Here is a 20,324-nt window from a genome sequence, read left to right as displayed (position 1 = left end):
CGTAGTAGGCCACACCGACGGAGGGAGCGGCGATGTCCACGCAGCGGGGCTATTTCACCGTAGACGAGGTGCGCTCGGCGGAGGCCGAGCTGTTCACCCGGGTGCCGGACGGCGTGCCCATGCGGCGCGCGGCGCACGGCCTGGCCACGGTGGTGGCGGGGGAACTGCGGGAGCGTACCGGCGGTGTCGCGGGACGGGCGGTGACCCTGCTTGTCGGATCCGGCGACAACGGCGGCGACGCGCTCTGGGCCGGAGCGCAGTTGCGCCGCCGCGGTGTCGCCGTCACCGCGGTCTTGCTCGCCCCGGAGCGGGCGCACGCCGAAGGGCTTGCGGCGCTGCGCAAAGCCGGTGGTCGAGTGGCCGACGACACCGGCGACCCGGACCTGGTGATCGACGGCGTCGTGGGCATATCCGGTCGCGGTTCGCTGCGTCCGCGCGCCGCGGAAATCGTTGCGGCGCTGAAGGCTCCGATCGTCGCGGCGGACCTGCCCAGCGGCGTCGACCCCGACACCGGGGCGATCGACGGCCCCGCCGTCCGCGCCGACGTCACGGTCGCCTTCGGCGCGTACAAACCGGTGCACGCCCTTGCCGCGCCGCACTGTGGCCGAATCGAATTGGTTCCGATCGGCTTACGTCTTCCGGAAGCGGGTCTCGTCGCACTGGAACCCGCTTCGATCGGCGCCGGGTGGCCGGTGCCCGGCCCGGCCGACGACAAGTACACCCAAGGCGTGACCGGTGTATGCGCGGGCAGCGCGACGTATCCGGGCGCCGCGGTGCTGTGCGCGGGTGCTGCGGTCGCCGCGACGTCGGGCATGGTGCGGTATGCGGGAACCGCGGCGGCCGAGGTGTTGCACCACTTTCCCGAAGTGATCGCCACCCAGCGGTTCGCCGCCACCGGTCGCGTCCAGTCCTGGGTCTTCGGTCCCGGCGCGGGCACCGACGACGACGCCGAGCAACGCCTTCGCGAGATCCTTGCCACCGATCTTCCGGTGGTGATCGACGCCGACGGACTGACCCTGCTGGCCGCCGCGCCGGAACTGGTGCGCGGTCGCGCGGCCCCGACCGTCTTGACCCCGCACGCGGGCGAGTTCGCCCGCCTCACCGGGAACGAGGTCGGCCAGGACCGGGTCGGCGCTGTGCGCGGCCTCGCCGATTCCTGGCAGGTCACGGTGCTGTTGAAGGGCCGCGCCACGCTGGTCGCCGCCCCGGGCCGTCCCGTGCTGGTCAACGAAGCGGGCGGCTCGTGGGCGGCCACCGCGGGCGCGGGCGACGTGCTCTCGGGCATCATCGGGACGCTGTTGGCGGCAGGCCGAGAACCCGCCTGGTCGGCCGCCGCGGCAGCCCGAGTGCACGCGCTGGCCGCGAACCTGGCCGCCCACGAGCACGCGCCCGCCGGAACCCCTATCTCGGCAAGCGTCCTGGCCGCGCACGTCCGTCCCGCGATCGGCGTCCTGCGCGGCCTCGCCCACCCCTTCTGAGCCGCGCCGTCGTCCGTGATCGGTGTCATTCATGGCGACGATCACAGGGGACGACCGGCGCGTCAACCGAGTGGAACCGGAACCGAGCGCGCCCATAGACTCGACCGGAACCAACGCAACGACTGATCTCGAGAGCACATGGGTAACTCGCCGGGTACGCCCAGAACCCAGGTGGCACCGGACGCGGGACCTGAACGCGAATCCTGTACCACCCGGCTGGTACGGCCTGAATCCCCGGAGAGGCGGAACGGACTGCCGTGAATGCGCAAGTCGAAACGGTCATCGACCTGGACGCCATCGCCCACAACGTGCGAATCCTGCGCGAACACGCGGGCGACGCCGCGGTGATGGCAGTGGTGAAGGCCGACGGCTACAACCACGGCGCGGTCGAGGTCGGCCGGGCCGCGCTGGCCGCGGGCGCGACGGAACTGGGTGTGACGACGGTGGCCGAGGCGGTGCAGTTGCGTGCGGCCGGTATCACGGCGCCCATCCTGTGCTGGCTGCACAGCGCGGACACCGACTTCGCGGCCGCGGTGGCCGCCGACGTCGAGATCGGAGTGTCCTCGCAGGCCCATCTGCGGGCGGTCGAGGCCGCGGTCCGCGGCACCGGCCGTCCGGCGACGGTGACACTGAAGGTGGACACCGGCCTGAACCGCAACGGTGTGTCGCCTGCGGAATACCCGGAGGTCCTGACCGCGCTGCGCGCGCTGGTCGACGAGCAGGCGGTGCGCTTCCGCGCGATCTTCTCCCATCTCGCGCACGCCGACGAACCCGGGCATCCGAACAACGACGTGCAACGAGCCCGTTTCCTGGACGCGATCGCCACCGCCAAGGAGCACGGCCTGGAGCCGGAGCTGGTGCACATCGCCAACTCCGCCGCCACCCTCACCCGACCGGACCTGGCCTTCGACCTGGTCCGGCCCGGCATCGCCATGTACGGCCTTTCCCCGATTCCGGACGACGATTTCGGCCTGCGGCCCGCGATGACGTTCCAGGCCCGGGTCGTCCTGGTCAAGCGGGTGGCCGCAGGTGAAGGCGTCTCCTACGGGCACCAATGGATCGCGCCGCACGACACCACCGTCGCGCTGATTCCCGCCGGTTACGCCGACGGCGTGTTCCGCCCGTTGAGCGGACGATTCGACGTCTGGCTGGGCGGGGCACCGCGCAGGAACGTGGGACGGGTGTGCATGGACCAGTTCGTCGTCGACCTCGGTGACAACGCGGCGGGCGTCCGGGAAGGCGATACCGCGATCCTCTTCGGTGCGCGACCGCATGCCCAGGACTGGGCGGATCTGCTCGGCACCATCCACTACGAAGTGGTGTGCTCGCCGCGCGGCAGGGTCACCCGCCGCTACACCGGTGCCGTGCGGTGAGCCGCTTCCGGATGACCCCGCTGCGCGGCGGGCTGGCCACGGTGGGTGTCGTCGGTGCGCTGGCCGGCGCCCATGCCCTTCGGCGCGCCGGTGCGCGGGTGCTGTGGCCCGCGAGGGGCGACGACTACCGCGACGAGAATTTCGGGCTGATCGATGCCGACCGCGCCGGAACGGTGCTCGCCGACGACGGTGTGCCCCTGGCCACGCGGACCTGCGGTCCCGACGACGCGCCGGTGACGGTGATCTTCGCGCACGGCTTCTGCAACAGCATGGCGTCTTTCCACTTTCAGCGGCGTGACCTGGAAAAGCGGTGGGGCGCACGCATTCGCATGGTGCTGTTCGATCTGCGCGGACACGGTCGTTCCGGCGTGCCGAGCGCCGCGAGCTGTACCGTCGCCCAGCTCGGCTGTGATCTCGCCGCCGTCCTGCGCGCCACCGCTCCGGCCGGTCCGGTGGTCTTGGTCGGTCATTCGCTGGGCGGGATGGCGATCCTGGCCGCGGCCGCGCGATTCCCGGACCTGTTCGCGGCCAGAGTGATCGGGATCGCACTGCTGTCGACCACTGCCGCCGGTGTGACGGCGGCGGGTGTCGGGCAGCTGTTGCGCAATCCCGCGATCGACGGCTTCCGGCTGGCCGTGCACACCGCGCCCGCCCTGGTGCAGGCGGGCCGCGTCACCGCGCGGCACGTGATCACCCCGATCCTGCACGTCAGCTCGTTCCACGGCCCGGTGAGCCCCACGCTGTCGCGCTTCACGACGCTGATGATCGATCAGACGCCGATGGAGACCATCGTGAAGTTCCTCCAGGCGATCGAGCTGCACGACGAGTCGGCGGCGCTACCCGCGCTGGCGGGCACACCGGCCCTGGTGCTCGGCGGCGGGCGCGACCTGGTGATCCCGTTTCGCAATTCGCGTGCCTTGGCCGCCGCGCTGCCCGGCAGCGAACTCATCCGGCTGGAAGGCGCGGCGCACATGCCGCATATGCAGTACCCGGACATCGTCAACGCCGCGCTGGATCGATTGCTGGTGCGCGCGGGCGCGGTCGACCCGTCGGGCTCGGAGGTGGCCGGTGGCTGAACCACGGCAACGAATCCTGCCCACCGTCGCCGACACCGAGGCGCTCGGCCGGGAACTGGCCGCGGATCTGCGCGCCGGTGATCTGGTGGTGCTCGACGGTCCGCTCGGCGCGGGCAAGACCGCGCTCACCCGTGGCATCGCCGCGGGGCTCGGCGTGCAGGGCCGGGTCAGCTCGCCGACGTTCATCATCGCCCGCCAGCACCGCGCCGGGCAGCGCGAGGACGGACCGTCGGTGCCCCTGGTGCATGTGGACGCCTACCGGCTCGGCGGCGACCTGGACGAGCTGGACGCCCTGGACCTGGACACCGATCTGCATCAGGCGGTGGTCGTCGTGGAGTGGGGGCGCGGCGTGGTGGAGCACCTCGCGGAGCGGCACCTGCGCGTGCTGCTGTCGCGCGCGCCGGATTCGGATGTGCGCACCGCCATCTGGGAATGGGTGGGTTAGCTCTCAGGTAGCTCTGCGTCGGTGCCTCCTACCACCCGGTATCGTTGGCCCAATCATGCTTGTACTAGCCGTCGACACCGCGACACCCGCCGTCACAGCGGGACTGGTGGACCTGGAGCAGGGCGCCGGCGCGGCGGACCCCGTCCGGGCACGCACCATCGCCTACCGGGTACGGGTCGACCCCCGCGCCCATGCCGAGGTGCTCACCCCGCAGATCCTCGAATGCCTCACCGAGGCAGGTCGTTCCAGGACCGACATCGACGCGATCGTCGTCGGCGTCGGGCCGGGTCCGTTCACCGGCCTGCGCGTCGGCATGGCCACCGCCGCCGCGTTCGGTGACGCGCTCGGCATCCCGGTGTACGGCGTGTGCAGCCTCGACGCGATAGCGGCCGACGCGGCCGTCGACCCCGCCGTGGCACCCCCGGTCGAGCTCCCGCCCGAGGCCGAACTGCTCGTGGTGACCGACGCGCGGCGGCGCGAGGTGTACTGGGCGCGGTACCGGGAGGGCGCGCGCGTAGCCGGACCCGAGGTGTGCAAGCCCTCGGAATTGGACGAGGGTCAGGCCACGGCGATCGCCGGATCCGCCTCGCACGTCGACTTCTTCGATCTTCCCGTGCTCCCCGCCGAGACCCCCTCGCCCGCCGGTTTGGTGCGCGTGGCCGCCCCCGAGCTGCTGTCGCGCAGCGTGCCGGAGCCGCTGGTTCCGCTGTACCTGCGCAGGCCGGACGCGGTCGAGAACGCTTACCGCCGACTCGACCGGACGGGAGCGTGAGGCTGATGGCGTTCCGGATCGAGCCGATGGTGGCCGACGACATCACACGCTGCGTGGAACTGGAGCAGTTGCTGTTCCCGGAGGACGACCCGTGGGCCGCCGTGGCGTTTCAGTCCGAGCTGGCCGGCCGGCACAACCGCTACATCACCGCGCGCGACGAGGACGGGCGAATGATCGGCTACGCGGGTATCGCCCTGCTGGGTGACGCCGAACACCCCGAGGCCGAGGTGCACACCATCGGTGTCGATCCCCGCTGCCATCGCGCCGGGGTCGGCACGCTCCTGCTGGAGGCGCTGCTCGCCGAGGCGGGCAGGCGTGGTGGACCGGTGTTCCTGGAGGTCCGCACCGACAACGCGCCCGCGATCGCGCTGTACGCCAAGCACGGCTTCCACATCATCGGATTGCGCAAGAACTACTACCACCCCAGTGGCGCGGACGCGTACACGATGCGTAGACCCGCGCTGACCAGCGAGGATCGGTGGCGGACACCGGACGAGGTGCTGTCGTGATCATCATGGGCATCGAAAGCTCCTGCGACGAAACCGGAGTCGGCATCGTCCGCAGGAACCCCGACGGCACCTGCGAATTGCTCGCCGACGAGGTCGCCTCGAGCGTCGACCAGCACGCGCGCTTCGGCGGCGTCGTCCCGGAGATCGCCTCGCGCGCACATCTCGAGGCGATCGTGCCCGCCATGCGCCGCGCGCTGTCGGCGGCGGGTATCGCGAAACCGGACGCGCTGGCGGTGACCATCGGCCCGGGCTTGGCCGGTGCGTTGCTGGTCGGCGTCGCCGCCGCGAAAGCGTATGCGGCGGCGTGGGATGTGCCCTTCTACGCGCTGAACCATCTCGGCGGGCACGTCGCGGTGGACACGCTGGAACACGGGCCGATGCCGCCGTGCGTCGCGCTGCTGGTGTCGGGCGGGCACACCCACCTGCTACACGTCACGGATCTGTCCGAGCCGATCGTGGAGCTGGGCAGCACCGTCGACGACGCGGCGGGCGAGGCGTTCGACAAGGTGGCGCGCCTGCTCGGGCTGGGTTTCCCCGGCGGTCCCGCGCTGGACGCCGCCGCGGCGGCCGGTGATCCGCGCGCCATCGCGTTTCCCCGTGGCATGACCGGGCCGCGCGACCCGCGCTACGACTTCTCCTTCTCGGGCCTCAAGACCGCGGTGGCCCGGCACGTGGAGGCGGCGCAGCGCGACGGCGTGGCCGCGGACGATCTGCCGATCCCCGACATCGCGGCGTCGTTCCAGGAGTCGGTCGCGGATGTGCTGACCATGAAAGCGATTCGGGCGGCTCAGGATGTCGGCGTCGGCACGCTGGTGCTCGGCGGCGGAGCCACGGCCAACTCGCGGATCCGTTCGATGGCCGAGGAGCGCTGTACTGCGGCAGGTTTGACGCTGCGGGTGCCCAAGCCCCGGCTGTGCACGGACAACGGCGTGATGATCGCCGCGCTCGGCGCGCATGTCATCGCGGGTGGCGCGGCCCCTTCGCCGCTGACGGTCGCCACCGACCCCGGTCTGCCGGTGTCGGTCAGTATGGTTCGCTGACCTGCTCGTACTCGGTGACCGGCCGGATCGACGGGTTCCGCTGCGATCGCCGGGTCAGCTCGCTCGGCGGGGCCGATACCGGCACACGGATGCCGTCCGCGGGCTCGATGGACAGTGCCTCGATGATGTCGGTCGACGGACGACCGGAGACGAGCGGCCGGGCTCACGACTGTGGAGATCAGTTCGGCGCCAGGAGTCCCGGATCAGACGAGGCCCCTGAATGACCCCGAGGCGGTAACGGCAGGCTCGACCACGCGGGCGCCTGGGCCGGACTCGTGCCGGGCGTCGTCGCGCTGGGCGCCACGGGTCCGAAGGTCCGGCTCGCCTGCGGCGAACTGCCCGGCGCGGCATTCGGATTGCCGAACAGCGGACCGAGCAGTTCGGGGAACGGGATCGGCGGAAGGTTCGGATCCGGGCGCAGCGTGGGCTGCGTGGGCGGAATCACCTGCGTGGCCGTCGCACCGCCGGTGCTGCTCTGCGGCCGGTGTTCCGTGGTGGTCGGCGCGACGCCGGTGCTGTCCGGCGTGCGGTCGTGCGTACCGGCCGCCGCGGTCGGGAGCGGTGGGGATGTCGGGTTCGGCAGCTGGGAAGCGCTGCTCGTGGTCCCGGCGGGGGAGACCTCGTCGTCCGCGGTGGGGGAGAACGTCTTGACCCCGTACCCGACGATCAGCCCGACGACCACGATCGCACCGGCCAGGGTGCCGAACACCTTGGTGACCGTGCCCGCGGGAACATCGCCGCCGAGCGCGCCGACCGGGAACACCGAGGGCTGCACCGAATCGGCGACCAGGGCCGCGCCTTTCGCGGTCACCGCCTCCGGGTCCGGCACGGTGAACACCGGGACGTCCAGCGCGGCGGTGAGGGTGTCGAGCACGGCGGGGATGTTGGCGCCGCCTCCGATGACCGCGACCGCCTGCGGTTGCCGGGGCGACCGCGCGAACGCCGTCGTGACGAAGCGGGCGAGATCGCGCAGCAGGTCGGCGATCAACTCTTCGAAGTCGGCCCTGGTCAGCTTCAGCGGACGCCCGGCGACGTGGTCGATGGTGACCGCGGGCGCGATGGACAGGTGCTCCTTCGCCGCGCGGCCTCGGTTGGTGAGCATGCCGCGGTTCGGGCGGGTACCGCGCCTGGCGAAGTGCATGTCCACCAGATGCTGGTAGATGAGGTCATCGATCGCCTTGCCGCTGACGGTCGCGGTGCGATCGGAACGGAGCAGGGAGCCCTCGGCCCGGTCGGCGACGGTGACGCTGAGCCCCGAAGCGCCGAGATCGATGATGGCGACGGTGTCGTAACGGTCCAGCAGACCGGTGTGCCGCAGGTACGTCAGCGCGGCGGTGCCTTCCGGGATCAGCCGCAGCTCACGCTGTTTGCCGGTGGCCGAGCGGATGATCTGCGCCTGCTCCTTGGTGCGGTAGGCGACCGCGACGCTGGTGGGCGGCTGACCGGTCATCGGCTCGAAATCGCGTGGGCCACCCGCGAACCGGCCGACCGGACGGATGATCTCGCGCGGCGGCTGCGTGGTCGGCAGCTGCGTGGTCATCAACTCGATCGAGGACGCCACCAGGTCGCCGAGATCGGAATGGGCCGCGTCGGCGGAGACGACGCGGTAATCGAAGCTCTGCATGCCGTTCGGCGCGGTGGAGACCAACGCCGAGCACACGACCTCGGCCCCGGCCGAGATGCCGAGGGATGTTCGCATGTTCACCTCCCTTCGAGCGGATGGTCATGGTGTCGCCGACCATCTCGAATCAACTGCCGGACCGCGGTATGGATGACGCGCGACCCGGACCGGGAAACGAACCGGCCCCTCGTCCGTGTGGGTCGCGGGGACCGGCCATGGATCACGTGTGTCTTGCTCTCTGGTGAAGCTGGTGGTGCAACGATCGTGCTGCGGCGCTGCGAGTCTCGGCGACGCTGTGGTACCCCTGGGTCGCCGCGCCGCCGCCTGATCGGCGACGAACCGGCGGCCGGACCGCAGCCGTCGTCAATAGTGTCACAATCCGTTATCCGAACGTTACTGTTTTCCCGAACTTATCGCCAAGCCCGCAGCGTCTCGGGCGCGCCGCGGCAAAGTTGGCACCGCCCAGCCTTGAGCGCTGGCACTCTCATGTATAGAGTGCTAGTCGGCACTGTGTGTAGTGCTTGTGCCAGCAGCTTGACCACTGGGCAGGGGTCCCGGCACCCGCGACGACGGGGCTATGCGCAGGGTCAGCATCGTGACCAACCGACGCGTCCGGAACAACGGTTCCGGACGACCGAATCCCCTGAAAGTGGAGGGCTCAACGTGGCGAGCGTGAACATCAAGCCGCTCGAGGACAAGATCCTCGTCCAGGCCAACGAGGCCGAGACGACGACGGCCTCCGGCCTGGTCATCCCCGACACGGCGAAGGAAAAGCCGCAAGAGGGCACCGTTGTCGCCGTCGGTCCCGGCCGGTGGGACGACGAGGGCGAGAAGCGCATCCCGCTGGATGTCCAGGAGGGTGACACCGTCATCTACAGCAAGTACGGCGGCACCGAGATCAAGTACCAGGGCGAGGAGTACCTCATCCTGTCGGCGCGCGACGTGCTGGCCGTCGTCACCAAGTAGCCGATCGGGCACGCATGCGTTCCGCCCCGGTGTCTCTCGTGACCCGGGGCGGAACGCGTTCGGCGCCGACACCCCGGCACTGAAACACGCGGTGCGAGCGACGGGCCCGTAGGCGGCAGCCTGCGTAACCACGGAGGGCCCCGGGAGCACCACCCATCGGACACAGCGGTGCGAGCGACGGGCCCGTAGGCGGCAGCCTGCGTAACCACGGAGGGCCCCGGGAGCACCACCCATCGGACACGCGGTGCGAGCGATGGGCTCCGGAGCGCCGCAATCCACTACAGGAGCGAATTCCCATGGCAAAGCAGATCGAGTTCGACGAGAAGGCTCGCCGGGCTCTGGAACGCGGCGTCGACAAGCTCGCCGACGCGGTCAAGGTCACCCTGGGCCCGCGCGGACGGCACGTCGTGCTCGCGAAGTCCTTCGGCGGCCCGACCGTCACCAACGACGGCGTCACCATCGCGCGCGAAATCGAGCTCGAGGACCCGTTCGAGAACCTCGGCGCGCAGCTGGTCAAGAGCGTCGCCACCAAGACCAACGATGTCGCGGGCGACGGCACCACCACCGCCACCGTGCTGGCCCAGGCGCTGGTTCGCGCCGGGCTGAAGAACGTTGCGGCGGGCGCGAACCCGATCGCGATCGGCTCGGGCATCGCCAAGGCCGCCGACGCGGTCTCCGAGGCGCTGCTCGCGCTGGCCACCCCGGTCTCCGGTGAGCAGGCCATCGCGCAGGTCGCGACGGTGTCCTCGCGCGACGAGGAGATCGGCGAGATGGTCGGCAAGGCGCTGACCACCGTCGGCAAGGACGGCGTCGTCACCGTCGAGGAGTCCTCGACGCTGCAGACCGAACTGGTCGTCACCGAGGGCGTGCAATTCGACAAGGGTTACCTGTCGCCCTACTTCATCACCGATCCCGACAGCCAGCAGGCCGTGCTGGAGGACGTGTTCGTCCTGCTGCACCGCGAGAAGATCAGCTCGCTGCCGGACTTCCTGCCGCTGCTGGAGAAGATCGCGGAGAGCGCCAAGCCCGTCCTGATCATCGCCGAGGACGTGGAGGGCGAGGCGCTGTCGACCCTGGTGGTCAACGCCATCCGCAAGACGATCAAGGCCGTCGCGGTGAAGGCGCCGTTCTTCGGCGACCGCCGCAAGGCGTTCCTCGACGACCTGGCCGTGGTCACCGGTGGCACCGTGGTGAACCCGGATCTGGGCATCACGCTGCGCGAGGCGGGCCTGGACGTGCTCGGCAAGGTGCGTCGCGTCGTGGTGACCAAGGACGACACCACGATCATCGACGGCGCCGGTTCCGCGGCGGACGTGGAGGCGCGTGTCGCGCAGCTGCGCCGCGAGATCGAGTCCACCGATTCCGACTGGGATCGCGAGAAGCTCGAGGAGCGGCTGGCCAAGCTGGCCGGTGGCGTCGCGGTGATCAAGGTCGGTGCGGCCACCGAGACCGCGCTCAAGGAGCGCAAGTACCGCGTCGAGGACGCGGTGAGCGCCGCCAAGGCCGCCGTGGAGGAGGGCATCGTGCCCGGAGGCGGCACCGCGCTGGTGCAGGCCGCGAGCAAGCTCGTCGAGCTGCGCGACTCGCTGTCCGGTGACGAAGCCGTCGGCGTCGAGGTGGTCCGCACCGCGCTGCGGGCGCCGCTGTACTGGATCGCCACCAACGCGGGCCTGGACGGCGCGGTGGTGGTCAGCAAGGTGGCCGAGGGCAAGGAGGGCTTCAACGCCGCCACGCTCACCTACGGCGACCTGCTCACCGATGGCGTCGTCGACCCGGTGAAGGTGACCCGTTCGGCCGTCGTGAACGCGGCGTCGGTCGCGCGTATGGTGCTCACCACCGAGAGCGCCGTGGTCGAAAAGCCGGCCGAGGAGCAGAACGAGCACGGCCACCACGGCCACTCGCACTGAACCGGCCGTCGGGCAGGACAACCGGCAAGGCCCCCGAACCGCGCGGTTCGGGGGCCTTGCCGGTTCTCGCGGCACGGGACGCGACTACCGGTGATAGGTTCCGAAGCTCGACACGCTGTCTGCCGCGGGACCGGAAGGGTCGGCGGATGGTCCGGACCGTCGGGCCCGTACGCGTGGAGCGGGAATGCCTGGCGCGACGCCGGGTTCAGCTGGCGACCGGCGGCTGTTCCGCGGCGATGGCCGCGAGTAGGCGAGCACGCAGCGCGGGCGGCGGAGCGGCCGCCGTGGCGGTGGCGAGAGCGGAGAGCGCTTCTTTGGTGTCTCTGACTTCCCGGATGAACTCCGCGCGTAGCACGGGGTCCTCGCTGTCGAACAGTTCCTGCACTTCTTGATGGTCTTCGTCGTCGATCGATCCGAGCGCGACGGTGTGCGCGAGATCGATCTGGCGTTCGTTCATCTCACGTCACCCCCAAACTTTTCTTCAGTCGTGTCAATCCGTCCCGAATCCGGGACTTAACCGTAGGTAACCCTACGTCGAGGTAGGTGGCTACCTCCGCATAGGTGCGCCCACCGTAGTAGGCGAGCGAGATGGCTTCCCGCTGGGTTTCGGTGAGTGTGGCGAGACCGGCCAGGACGGCCTGTTGGTCGAGCCTGCGCTCGACCTCTTCGGTGACCTCGTCGAATTCGTTGCCGAGCACCCGTATCCCGTAGGCGACCTCGCGCTGGGTGTGGGCCTGTTCGGCGCGGACCCGGTCGACAGCGCGCCGGTGGGCGAGCGTCATCAACCACGTCACCGCGGAACCCTTCGCCGGATCGAAGCTCGATGCCATCCGCCAGATCTGCAGATAGACCTCCTGTGTGGTCTCCTCCGCGTATCCAGGATCGTGCAGCACGCGCAACACCAGACCGAAGACGCGCGCACACGTCCGGTCGTACAGTTCGGCGAATGCTTCCTGGTCGGCTCGGCCGCACCGATGCAGAAGCGCGGCGAGCTCGATACTTTCGGCTGCGCGTGCCGTAACCGCAGAATCCACCGTGGGTGGGAAGGCTTCTCTTCGGAACGAGTCGCCCTCTGCGGCTGGCGGCCGCGTTGTCACAACGCTCCATTCTGTGTCATCGGTCACTACCGTAGCGTGCCGCTATGACCTCCCTTCCGGTGGGGTGTCCACAAGCCCGGCGCGGAACCGGCGCCGCGTTGCGAAAAGCGCCGACACGCCGGTTATCTCGGGAGGAGACACGCCGTGACACGCCGAGCACTGTCGCACCGTGCCGGAAACGGCAGAGTTACGGTTCCCGGCCCTCGCTCAGCGGCCGGCCGATCGTTGGTGACGATCGGAACCCACACGCCGAGTACCGGTGCTGAACCGATCACCGTGTCGCGTGAGCGGCTCGACCGGAGCATGTTGCAGTGGCCCGTTATTTGCTAGGAATTCGACGCCCGGTGGCGTGTGGATGGGAGGGGATTGATTCAGACGGCCATGCGGCGACGGTTGCGCCGCGCGTGCATCTCGCGCTCCGTCTCCGACATGCCGCCCCAGATGCCGTAGGGCTCGCTGACTTTCAGCGCGTGAGTGCGGCATTGCATGAGCACCGGGCAGGTGCGGCAGATCTCCTTGGCACGCATCTCGCGCGCGGTGCGGGCTCGGCCACGCTCGCCATCGGGATGGAAGAACACCGCGGAATCCTGCCCGCGGCACGATCCTCGCATCTGCCAATCCCAGATATCGGCGTTGGGTCCCGGGAGGTGGGTCGGCATGGGCATGGTGAACTCCTCGTGGTGCGAGCTCGTCAGCGTTGTCGAGCAGTTGTCCTGCAACAGTTGTGGGCCACGACGCCGTGTCGGCGACGGTGCCCGGGCTCGCCCTTCGCGGTCGCTGCAATTTCGCGCGGCGCCGTCTGTGGCGATGAGCTACGTTAGGTCCAGCCGCGAAATTCCGTCAATAGTTCGGCGCAGCACTTTTCCAAATCTCGCGCTGTGAAATTTAACCTCCGAACTGTTTACTTTTCGCGTTGGTTCCGGCGATACTGTTCGGTTGGCCGGAGGCCCGTTGTATCCGCATGTGTCGTGGGCGATCAGATTTACGCAGGTAGGGCCGCTTTTTGTGGTGCGGAGCCGCTTCGGCCCGGATGATGCGGGCATGACGACGGCCGCGCCCGCGGCCGAGGGGGTCCGGGGCGCGCGGATCCGAAGATGGCGGAAACGGGGCGGGCAGGTTAATTACGCGAAACGCGCATGAATTCCCGGCGCGGCCGCTCGGCGATTGCCAGGGCTAGATTTACCTAATGGAAACATCGGCTCGACGGCGGAAATGCCGAGTGCCGGCCCGTCCGTGGTCGCTCACCTTTCGTCGTCCCGGCCCGCGTGCCGCACAGGATAGAGTGCGCCCGTGTTCGCGCCCGCTCCGCTCGGAGATCCTCACGTCGCGGTCCTCGCCGAGGCCGCCTTCGGCGCCGATCCGGGGCGCGCTGCCGCCGAGTTGCCGCCCGCCTCGGACGCACTCGGCGGGTGGTATCGCGCGGTGGTCCTCGGCGGCCAGGGGCGTTATGCCGCGGCGCGTGCCGAATTGCGAAGGGTATGCAACCACAGCACCGACCCGGTCCTCCTCTCACTGGCGGGAAGTACCGCGGGCTCTTTTCTGCGCCAGCTCGGCAGGCACGAGCGTGCGGCGGCGTTCGACGGGCGGGCCGCCGCGCTGATCCTCACCACCGGCGCGCGGGCGGAAGCCGGCTCCGGGAGTTCTTCGGAGGAGACGGGCGGTTACCGTCCCAGCCGCGCCGACGCGATCTGTGACGCGCTCACCGGGCTCGCCGCCGACGCGCTCGGGACCGGGCGGCTCGCGCTGGCCGATCGGCTGCTGCGGCGCAGCGCGTCGGCGGCACGGCAGTACGGGGCCGGTTGGCGTCCGGCGATCCGCCTGGGCTGGGTGTCCGCCGAAACCGCCCTGGCGGCAGGTGATTTCGAGACGGCGGCGGCGCACGCGGCGACCGCGCTCGAGCTGGCCGACCGATCCCCGTCGGTGCGGCACCAGGTCAAGTCCCGCCTGCTGGTCGCCGCGGCCGACGCGGCCCGCGACGCGCGCGGACGATCCGGTGTTTCCGCCGAGGACGTCGCCGAGCAGTGCCGCGAACACGGACTGCTGCCGTTGCGCTGGGCTTGTGCCATGCTCCGCGCCGGTTCCGGCGCACCGGATGCGGCGGCCGAGGCGGCCGAGTGCGCCGCGGTCATCGCCCGTGCCGGCGGAGCGTTGCGCCCGCTGGGTGGCGGCTAGGTGATCACGGAGTCCACCGTGTTGCCAAGTTCCGGCCATCGGGTCGCTATTGTTAGATCCGTTCCGCCCCTTCGGTGGAAGCACTGGTCGTCACCGGACCGTGCCACTTGTAACGCCAGGAATATCTCTGACGATGACGCACACGGGCGAAGAGTTGGACCTCGCCGTCACTGCCGCTGCGCAGGGCGACAGATCCGCTTTAGCTCAGGTACTGGAGATGATCCGCCCGCTGGTGGTGCGCTACTGCCGCGCGCGGATCGGAGCCGCGGAGCGTGGGCAGCTCTCCGCGGACGACGTTGCGCAGGAGGTTTGCCTGGCTGTGATGACAGCCTTGCCCAGGTATCAAGACCAGGGCAGGCCCTTCATGGCCTTTGTTTACGGGATCGCTTCGCACAAGGTCGCCGACGCTCATCGCAATGCCGCCCGTAACAAGGCGGAGGCGATGGCCGAAGTACCAGATGTCATATCCACCGACCAGGGACCGGAACAACGAGCTCTCGAATCAGAGACGAGCAGACAGATGAACCGTTTGCTCGCGACGCTTCCCGAGAAGCACCGAGAGATCTTGATCCTGCGCTTGGTCATGGGTTTGTCAGCGGAAGAAACCGCAGTCGCCGTGGGCAGTACGGCGGGTGCGATCCGGGTGGCCCAACACAGGGCACTCGCGAAACTCAAGTCACAAGTGGCGAGGGCAGGTGAAATGTATGGCTAGGGATGGCGAGCGCGGTCGGGGTGACTGGAAGGCGCGGCTTGGATCGCGAAACAGCGGTCCCTACGCCGAGGCGTCCGGGGACACCGGCCCGGTCGACATCGCCGCGGTACGCCGCGACGATGCTCTGATCGACGCCATCGCCAGCGATGGTCCGGTGCATACCGACAGCGCCGAGGAGTATCAGCTCGCGACGTTGCTCGCGGATTGGCGAGCGGAACTGATCGCACCTCCGATGCCGGCCGAACCGGACCTGGATGCGATCGTGGCCGCGGTGAACCAGGAGATCGGCGCGCGGCAGGTTCGCATCGGGGCGCCCACTGGCGGGCGACTGAGGCTTCTGCGTCCGATCATGGGTGCCGCGGCCGCGCTGGCCTTGGTCTTCGGCGGCATGACGGCGTTCTCGTACAACGCTGAGCCGGGTGATCCGCTGTGGCGGGTCAAGGAGGTTGTGTTCAGCGAACAGGCCCAGACCACCGTGGTGCAGCGTGCGGGCAACGATCTGAACGAGGCCTCGACGCTGGTCTCGCAGAATCCCGCCGAGGCGAAGGTGCGCTTGGAGCGGGCCAAGGAGAACGCCGCGCAGGTCAGCGATCCGGACAAGCGCGCCGAGCTGATGAACCAGTGGGAGCAGTTGCTCGCGAAGCTTCGCACGGTGGATAAGGAACTGGCCGACCAGCTCGAGTCGACGGTGCCCAAGACCACCGATCCGCGCGCTACCCCCGGCACCAGCGCGACCACGAAGCCCAACCAGTCGACCGGCGGGACGTCCACAATCGTGCAGCAGCCGGGCGATGCGACGAAGCCTTCGACCACGGTCGATGCCACCGCTCCGAACGGGGGCGGGACATCGAACGGCGGCGGAACTTCGAACGGTGGCGGCGCGCCGACCACGGTGCCGCCGGTGACCACGGTGCCTCCGGTGACCACCCAGCCGCCGGCGACCGTGGAACCGACGGTTCCGCAGGAGCCGCCGGTCACGGAGGTCAAGCCGCCGCCTACGGGTGGGCCCACGGCGGACACCGGTAATCCGTCGGCGCAGCAGCCGCCCACCGCTCCCACACAGGGCAACACCGGTACGAACGGCAACAATCAGCCGCCGACCTTCAGCGTGCCCGTCATCCCCAACCCGGGGTCGTTCGTGCCGCCCGGTCGCTGATAGACGAAGTAACCGCGTAAGGCAAGAACCGATCGCCGGCAGGCGGTCGGTTTTTTGTCTTTGCGGCGACGGTCTGTGGGGCGAGGCCCATCGGGCCATGAGTCATCGGCGTGTCGGCCCGCGACGGGGCCTCGATGTCCGCTTGCCGAAGTGAGTGTGTGCGTCGAGAATCACATCGGCAAGGGCTGGGTACGCGAGCCTCGAGAGGCCCGCGTGCGTATCGGTGAGGGCGGTCTCAGCCGTCGAATCCGTCGAACCCGTCGCCGTGAAAAGCCTCGTTCATCGAGGCGTCCGCGTAGCCCCGGCAGTAGTCCCAGGTGACGTACGCTTCCGGCGTCGGGTCGTAGGCGGGCTCGTGCGGGCGGACCGTGCCGTCGACCAGCAACTGAAGCAAGTTGGCGCGCAACATGTCCCAGTCGTGGTAATGGTCCTGCCTGCAGTCTTCGCAGCTGACCACGAGACCGCGGATGCCGCGGTGGGCCAGCAGCGCCTCGTACACCGCGAGGTCGGCGAGATCCTCCTCGACCGCAAGGCGCTCGTGGGGATCCAGCGGTTCGCCGGGCTCGATGGCGTCGAGCGCGGCGGACGGGTCGGAGGGGTCTCCGGCGAACGGATCCGGCGGCAAGCCAGGTGGTAGATGGTCACGCACATCCCCACGGTACGCAGAACAGGGTGGTCTGCGCCAGCGATGCGGCCCGCCAGTTTCGGTGGTGGGCTCACTTCGTCGGCGAGTTCACCGGACAGATACCATGGAGCACAGGCTACGGCGGGTCTCGACCGCACCGCCGCCGAACCACGTCCATCCCATCAGCCGTCACGGCGCAGGTCATGCCCGCGCCGGTCGCTATCGACGTCCAGGAGGGGTCGATCCGAATGAGTAATCCCGTACCGGGCGAACGACTCGCAGTCCGCCCTCCTACGGGTGGCGACGATCCGAACAAGATCGCCATGCTCGGCCTCACATTCGATGATGTGCTGTTGCTGCCTGCCGCCTCGGATCTCATCCCCAGTTCTGTCGAGACCTCCAGCCGGCTCACCAGGGAGATCCGCCTGCGGACCCCGCTGGTCAGTTCGGCCATGGACACGGTGACCGAGGCACGGATGGCGATCGCCATGGCCCGCGCGGGCGGCATGGGTGTGTTGCACCGCAACCTCTCGGCAGCCGACCAGGCCGCCCAGGTGGAGACGGTCAAGCGGTCGGAGGCCGGCATGGTCACCGACCCGGTGACCTGCCGCCCGAACGACACTCTCGCCGAGGTCGACGCCATGTGCGCCAGGTTCCGCATCTCCGGCCTTCCGGTGGTGGACGAGACCGGTGCGCTTGTGGGCATCATCACCAACCGCGACATGCGGTTCGAGGTGGACCAGAACCGCCGCGTCGCCGACGTGATGACGAAGGCTCCGCTGATCACCGCGCAGGAGGGCGTGACCGCCGAGGCCGCGCTGGGGCTGCTGCGCAGGCACAAGGTGGAGAAGCTGCCGATCGTCGACGGCAACGGACGCCTGCGCGGCCTGATCACCGTCAAGGACTTCGTCAAGACCGATCAGTACCCCCACGCCACCAAGGACCGTGACGGCCGCCTGCTGGTCGGCGCCGCGGTCGGTGTCGGTGAGGACGCGTGGTCGCGTGCCATGACGCTGGCCGACGCGGGCGTCGACGTGCTGGTGGTGGACACCGCGCACGGTCACCAGGCGCAGGTGCTGCAGATGGTGACCAAGGTCAAGACCGAGGTCGGCGATCGAATCCAGGTGGTCGGCGGCAACGTGGCCACCCGTGCGGGCGCGGCGGCCCTGGTCGAAGCGGGCGCGGACGCCGTCAAGGTGGGCGTCGGCCCCGGCTCCATCTGCACCACCCGTGTCGTCGCGGGCGTCGGCGCGCCGCAGATCACCGCGATCCTGGAGGCGGTCGCCGCGTGCAAGCCCGCGGGCGTCCCGGTGATCGCCGACGGCGGCATCCAGTTCTCCGGCGACATCGCCAAGGCCATCGCCGCGGGCGCGTCCACCGTGATGCTCGGCTCGCTGCTCGCGGGCACCGCCGAGTCGCCAGGCGAGCTGATCCTGGTCGGCGGCAAGCAGTTCAAGAGCTACCGCGGCATGGGCTCGCTGGGCGCCATGCAGGGTCGCGGCCAGGCCAAGTCGTTCTCCAAGGACCGCTACTTCCAGGACGACGTACTGGCCGAGGACAAGCTGGTCCCCGAGGGCATCGAGGGCAGGGTGCCGTTCCGCGGCCCGGTCAACCAGGTGATCCACCAGCTGGTCGGCGGCCTGCGCGCTGCCATGGGCTACACCGGCTCCCAGTCGATCGCGCATCTGCAGGAGGCCCAGTTCGTGCAGATCACCGCGGCGGGCCTGAAGGAGAGTCATCCGCACGACATCACCATGACCGTCGAGGCCCCTAACTACACCGGACGCGGTTAGCCCACTAGGTTCATGTACAGGACCAACCGGTCCGTGCATGATGGAGCTTGCCCACCGGCTGTGGCGGAGAGCAAGCCGCGCGGGAGTTGGCGGTTCATTCGTGCTGCCCACCTGCCCCCATAAGTAACCACTGGAGGCGTGAGTCTTACGAGCGCCGTTCGCGGCCCGGGTCGCGTTCCAGCGGTCGAAGCGCATGCGCCGAAGGCGCGAGTCTCGATCGCTGGAACGCGAGCCATCGGGGGCCGCGAACACGCAGCGCCGCAGGCGCTGCCAAAAATTAAGGAGATTTCGCGTGCGCGACATGGTGGAGATCGGCATGGGCCGGACCGCCCGGCGTACCTATGAGCTGGACGACGTCGATATCGTCCCCTCGCGCCGGACCCGCTCGTCGAAGCAGGTCTCGCTGTCCTGGCAGCTGGACGCCTACCGTTTCGAGATCCCGTTCCTCGCGCATCCCACCGACGCGCTGGTATCGCCGGAGTTCGCCATCGAGCTCGGCCGCCTCGGCGGGCTCGGCGTGATCAACGGCGAGGGTCTGTGGGCGCGGCACGCCGATGTCGGTGCGAAGATCGACCAGCTGCTCGAGCTGGTCGGCAAGGGCGGCTACGAGCGCGCCGTGGCGTTGCTGCAGGAACTGCACGCCGCGCCGATGCAGCCGGACCTGCTCGCCGCCGCGGTCGCGCAGGTCCGCGCCGCCGGTGTCACCGTGGCGGTGCGGGTGAGCCCGCAGAACGCGCGCACGCTCACCCCGGCGCTGCTGCAGGCCGGCATCGACCTGCTCGTTGTGCACGGCACGATCATCTCCGCCGAGCATGTCGGCGACGGTGAGCCGTTGAATCTGAAGACCTTCATCGCCGAACTGGACGTGCCCGTGGTCGCGGGCGGCGTGAGCGATCACCGCACCGCGCTGCACCTGATGCGCACCGGGGCGGCGGGTGTCATCGTCGGCTACGGCTCCTACCCCGGCGCGACGACCACCGGCGAGGTGCTGGGCATCGGCGTGCCGATGGCCACCGCGATCGCGGATGCCGCCGCCGCGCGCCGCGACTACCTGGACGAGACCGGCGGCCGCTACGTGCACGTCATCGCGGACGGCGACGTCGCCACCTCGGGGCAGCTGGCCAAGGCGATCGCGTGCGGCGCGGACGCCGCCATGCTCGGAGTTCCGCTCGCCGTGGCGGCGGAGGCGCCGGGCCGCGGCTGGTACTGGCCGTCGGCGGCCGCGCACCCTTCGGTTCCGCGCGGGTCGCTGCTGCACGTCGACGATCCGTGGGATCTCGGTGGCGAGCCGGTCGGTGACACGGTGCGCCCGAGCCTGGAGCGGGTGCTGTTCGGGCCGTCCGACGATCCGTTCGGATCGCTGAACCTCGTTGGTGGACTGCGTCGTTCGATGGCCAAGGCCGGTTACTCGGATCTGAAGGAATTCCAGAAGGTCGGCCTCAGCGTGCGCGCCTGAGCTCTGTTCGATTTGCAGCGCCTGCGGCGCTGCGTGTTCGCGGCCCCTCGATGGCTCGCGTTCCAGCGATCGAGACTCGCGCCTTCGGCCGACTCCGTGCGCGCGCCGGGCTGGAACAGTTTCGCC

General features: G+C 69.7%; 19 protein-coding genes. 14 read left to right on the top strand and 5 right to left on the bottom strand.

Translation table 11 applies throughout. The features are described from left to right. Nucleotides 1-32: 32 nt before the first annotated feature. The 7 genes from ABZ420_RS19280 (at nt 33) to tsaD (ending at nt 6,693) form a co-directional block, all read left to right on the top strand. Nucleotides 33-1,478 (top strand): NAD(P)H-hydrate dehydratase, encoded by a 1,446-nt coding sequence (locus ABZ420_RS19280; protein WP_357124310.1) that lies wholly within the window; start codon nt 33-35, stop codon nt 1,476-1,478. A gap of 257 nt (nt 1,479-1,735) precedes the next feature. Continuing rightward, nucleotides 1,736-2,851, top strand: a complete 1,116-nt coding sequence (gene alr, locus ABZ420_RS19275; protein WP_357124307.1) for an alanine racemase — start codon at nt 1,736-1,738, stop codon at nt 2,849-2,851. Nucleotides 2,852-2,862: 11 nt separating this feature from the next. Then, nucleotides 2,863-3,927: an alpha/beta hydrolase gene (locus ABZ420_RS19270; RefSeq protein WP_357124633.1), complete on the top strand. Its 1,065-nt coding sequence runs from the start codon at nt 2,863-2,865 to the stop codon at nt 3,925-3,927. Continuing rightward, nucleotides 3,920-4,372 (top strand): tRNA (adenosine(37)-N6)-threonylcarbamoyltransferase complex ATPase subunit type 1 TsaE, encoded by a 453-nt coding sequence (tsaE, locus tag ABZ420_RS19265; RefSeq protein ID WP_357124304.1) that lies wholly within the window; start codon nt 3,920-3,922, stop codon nt 4,370-4,372. Before ABZ420_RS19270 ends, tsaE begins: the two co-directional genes overlap by 8 nt. A gap of 55 nt (nt 4,373-4,427) precedes the next feature. After that, on the top strand, nt 4,428-5,144 hold the full coding sequence (gene tsaB, locus ABZ420_RS19260; RefSeq protein ID WP_357124301.1) for a tRNA (adenosine(37)-N6)-threonylcarbamoyltransferase complex dimerization subunit type 1 TsaB: 717 nt from the start codon (nt 4,428-4,430) through the stop codon (nt 5,142-5,144). 5 nt (nt 5,145-5,149) lie between these two features. Then, complete coding sequence (rimI, locus tag ABZ420_RS19255; RefSeq protein WP_357124298.1) at nt 5,150-5,653, top strand: ribosomal protein S18-alanine N-acetyltransferase; 504 nt, start codon at nt 5,150-5,152, stop codon at nt 5,651-5,653. Then, nucleotides 5,650-6,693, top strand: a complete 1,044-nt coding sequence (tsaD, locus tag ABZ420_RS19250; RefSeq protein WP_357124295.1) for a tRNA (adenosine(37)-N6)-threonylcarbamoyltransferase complex transferase subunit TsaD — start codon at nt 5,650-5,652, stop codon at nt 6,691-6,693. Before rimI ends, tsaD begins: the two co-directional genes overlap by 4 nt. 178 nt (nt 6,694-6,871) lie before the next feature. Here the strand turns inward: tsaD and ABZ420_RS19245 are convergent, their stop codons facing one another. Next, nucleotides 6,872-8,392 carry an Hsp70 family protein gene (locus ABZ420_RS19245; protein ID WP_357124292.1) on the bottom strand — a complete coding sequence of 507 codons (1,521 nt, stop codon included), beginning with the start codon at nt 8,390-8,392 and terminating at the stop codon, nt 6,872-6,874. 585 nt (nt 8,393-8,977) lie between these two features. Between ABZ420_RS19245 and groES the strand changes: the two genes are divergently transcribed. Further along, complete coding sequence (gene groES / locus ABZ420_RS19240; protein ID WP_028479292.1) at nt 8,978-9,280, top strand: co-chaperone GroES; 303 nt, start codon at nt 8,978-8,980, stop codon at nt 9,278-9,280. A 296-nt stretch (nt 9,281-9,576) separates the two neighbouring features. Beyond that, nucleotides 9,577-11,187: a chaperonin GroEL gene (gene groL / locus ABZ420_RS19235; protein ID WP_062973220.1), complete on the top strand. Its 1,611-nt coding sequence runs from the start codon at nt 9,577-9,579 to the stop codon at nt 11,185-11,187. A 205-nt stretch (nt 11,188-11,392) separates the two neighbouring features. Here groL and ABZ420_RS19230 read toward each other — a convergent pair whose 3' ends face one another. The 3 genes from ABZ420_RS19230 to ABZ420_RS19220 form a co-directional block, all read right to left on the bottom strand. Further along, on the bottom strand, nt 11,393-11,644 hold the full coding sequence (locus ABZ420_RS19230) for a hypothetical protein (protein WP_040864968.1): 252 nt from the start codon (nt 11,642-11,644) through the stop codon (nt 11,393-11,395). Nucleotide 11,645: 1 nt separating this feature from the next. Then, complete coding sequence (locus ABZ420_RS19225) at nt 11,646-12,221, bottom strand: sigma-70 family RNA polymerase sigma factor (RefSeq protein ID WP_040864969.1); 576 nt, start codon at nt 12,219-12,221, stop codon at nt 11,646-11,648. 434 nt (nt 12,222-12,655) lie between these two features. Further along, nucleotides 12,656-12,949: a WhiB family transcriptional regulator gene (locus tag ABZ420_RS19220; protein ID WP_357124289.1), complete on the bottom strand. Its 294-nt coding sequence runs from the start codon at nt 12,947-12,949 to the stop codon at nt 12,656-12,658. A gap of 625 nt (nt 12,950-13,574) precedes the next feature. Between ABZ420_RS19220 and ABZ420_RS19215 the strand changes: the two genes are divergently transcribed. From ABZ420_RS19215 to ABZ420_RS19205, 3 genes are all read left to right on the top strand, one after another. Beyond that, a complete protein-coding gene (locus ABZ420_RS19215; protein WP_357124286.1) occupies nt 13,575-14,456 on the top strand; it encodes a hypothetical protein in 882 nt (293 codons plus the stop codon). A 133-nt stretch (nt 14,457-14,589) separates the two neighbouring features. Next, nucleotides 14,590-15,168 (top strand): sigma-70 family RNA polymerase sigma factor, encoded by a 579-nt coding sequence (locus ABZ420_RS19210; protein WP_357044857.1) that lies wholly within the window; start codon nt 14,590-14,592, stop codon nt 15,166-15,168. Beyond that, nucleotides 15,161-16,324 (top strand): anti-sigma-D factor RsdA, encoded by a 1,164-nt coding sequence (locus tag ABZ420_RS19205; protein WP_357124283.1) that lies wholly within the window; start codon nt 15,161-15,163, stop codon nt 16,322-16,324. The genes ABZ420_RS19210 and ABZ420_RS19205 overlap by 8 nt, the downstream gene beginning before the upstream one ends. Before the next feature lie 235 nt (nt 16,325-16,559). On the opposite strand, the gene ABZ420_RS19200 is transcribed toward ABZ420_RS19205, so the two are convergent. Next, nucleotides 16,560-16,973, bottom strand: coding sequence for a DUF5319 domain-containing protein (locus tag ABZ420_RS19200; RefSeq protein WP_039795739.1), 414 nt, complete (start codon nt 16,971-16,973; stop codon nt 16,560-16,562). A gap of 224 nt (nt 16,974-17,197) precedes the next feature. Here ABZ420_RS19200 and guaB point away from each other — a divergent pair, with 224 nt between their 5' ends. After that, nucleotides 17,198-18,742 (top strand): IMP dehydrogenase, encoded by a 1,545-nt coding sequence (gene guaB, locus ABZ420_RS19195; RefSeq protein WP_357124280.1) that lies wholly within the window; start codon nt 17,198-17,200, stop codon nt 18,740-18,742. A gap of 292 nt (nt 18,743-19,034) precedes the next feature. Continuing rightward, nucleotides 19,035-20,198 (top strand): GuaB3 family IMP dehydrogenase-related protein, encoded by a 1,164-nt coding sequence (locus ABZ420_RS19190; RefSeq protein WP_357044861.1) that lies wholly within the window; start codon nt 19,035-19,037, stop codon nt 20,196-20,198. Nucleotides 20,199-20,324 lie beyond the last annotated feature (126 nt).

The organism is Nocardia sp. NPDC005745 (genome assembly GCF_040630775.1).
Lineage (GTDB): Bacteria > Actinomycetota > Actinomycetes > Mycobacteriales > Mycobacteriaceae > Nocardia.
The sequence above is the reverse complement of the archived record's forward strand: the minus strand, read 5'-3'. Positions and strand labels throughout refer to the sequence as shown.

Bases quoted from the DNA above. Each gene is read 5' to 3' on its own strand.
- guaB (WP_357124280.1), top strand. From the start codon at position 17,198: ATGAGTAATCCCGTACCGGGCGAACGACTCGCAGTCCGCCCTCCTACG.
- ABZ420_RS19205 (WP_357124283.1), top strand. From the start codon at position 15,161: ATGGCTAGGGATGGCGAGCGCGGTCGGGGTGACTGGAAGGCGCGGCTT.
- ABZ420_RS19230 (WP_040864968.1), bottom strand. From the start codon at position 11,644: ATGAACGAACGCCAGATCGATCTCGCGCACACCGTCGCGCTCGGATCG.
- rimI (WP_357124298.1), top strand. From the start codon at position 5,150: ATGGCGTTCCGGATCGAGCCGATGGTGGCCGACGACATCACACGCTGC.
- ABZ420_RS19245 (WP_357124292.1), bottom strand. From the start codon at position 8,392: ATGCGAACATCCCTCGGCATCTCGGCCGGGGCCGAGGTCGTGTGCTCG.
- groL (WP_062973220.1), top strand. From the start codon at position 9,577: ATGGCAAAGCAGATCGAGTTCGACGAGAAGGCTCGCCGGGCTCTGGAA.
- tsaB (WP_357124301.1), top strand. From the start codon at position 4,428: ATGCTTGTACTAGCCGTCGACACCGCGACACCCGCCGTCACAGCGGGA.
- ABZ420_RS19210 (WP_357044857.1), top strand. From the start codon at position 14,590: ATGACGCACACGGGCGAAGAGTTGGACCTCGCCGTCACTGCCGCTGCG.
- ABZ420_RS19280 (WP_357124310.1), top strand. From the start codon at position 33: ATGTCCACGCAGCGGGGCTATTTCACCGTAGACGAGGTGCGCTCGGCG.
- ABZ420_RS19270 (WP_357124633.1), top strand. From the start codon at position 2,863: ATGACCCCGCTGCGCGGCGGGCTGGCCACGGTGGGTGTCGTCGGTGCG.
- ABZ420_RS19220 (WP_357124289.1), bottom strand. From the start codon at position 12,949: ATGCCCATGCCGACCCACCTCCCGGGACCCAACGCCGATATCTGGGAT.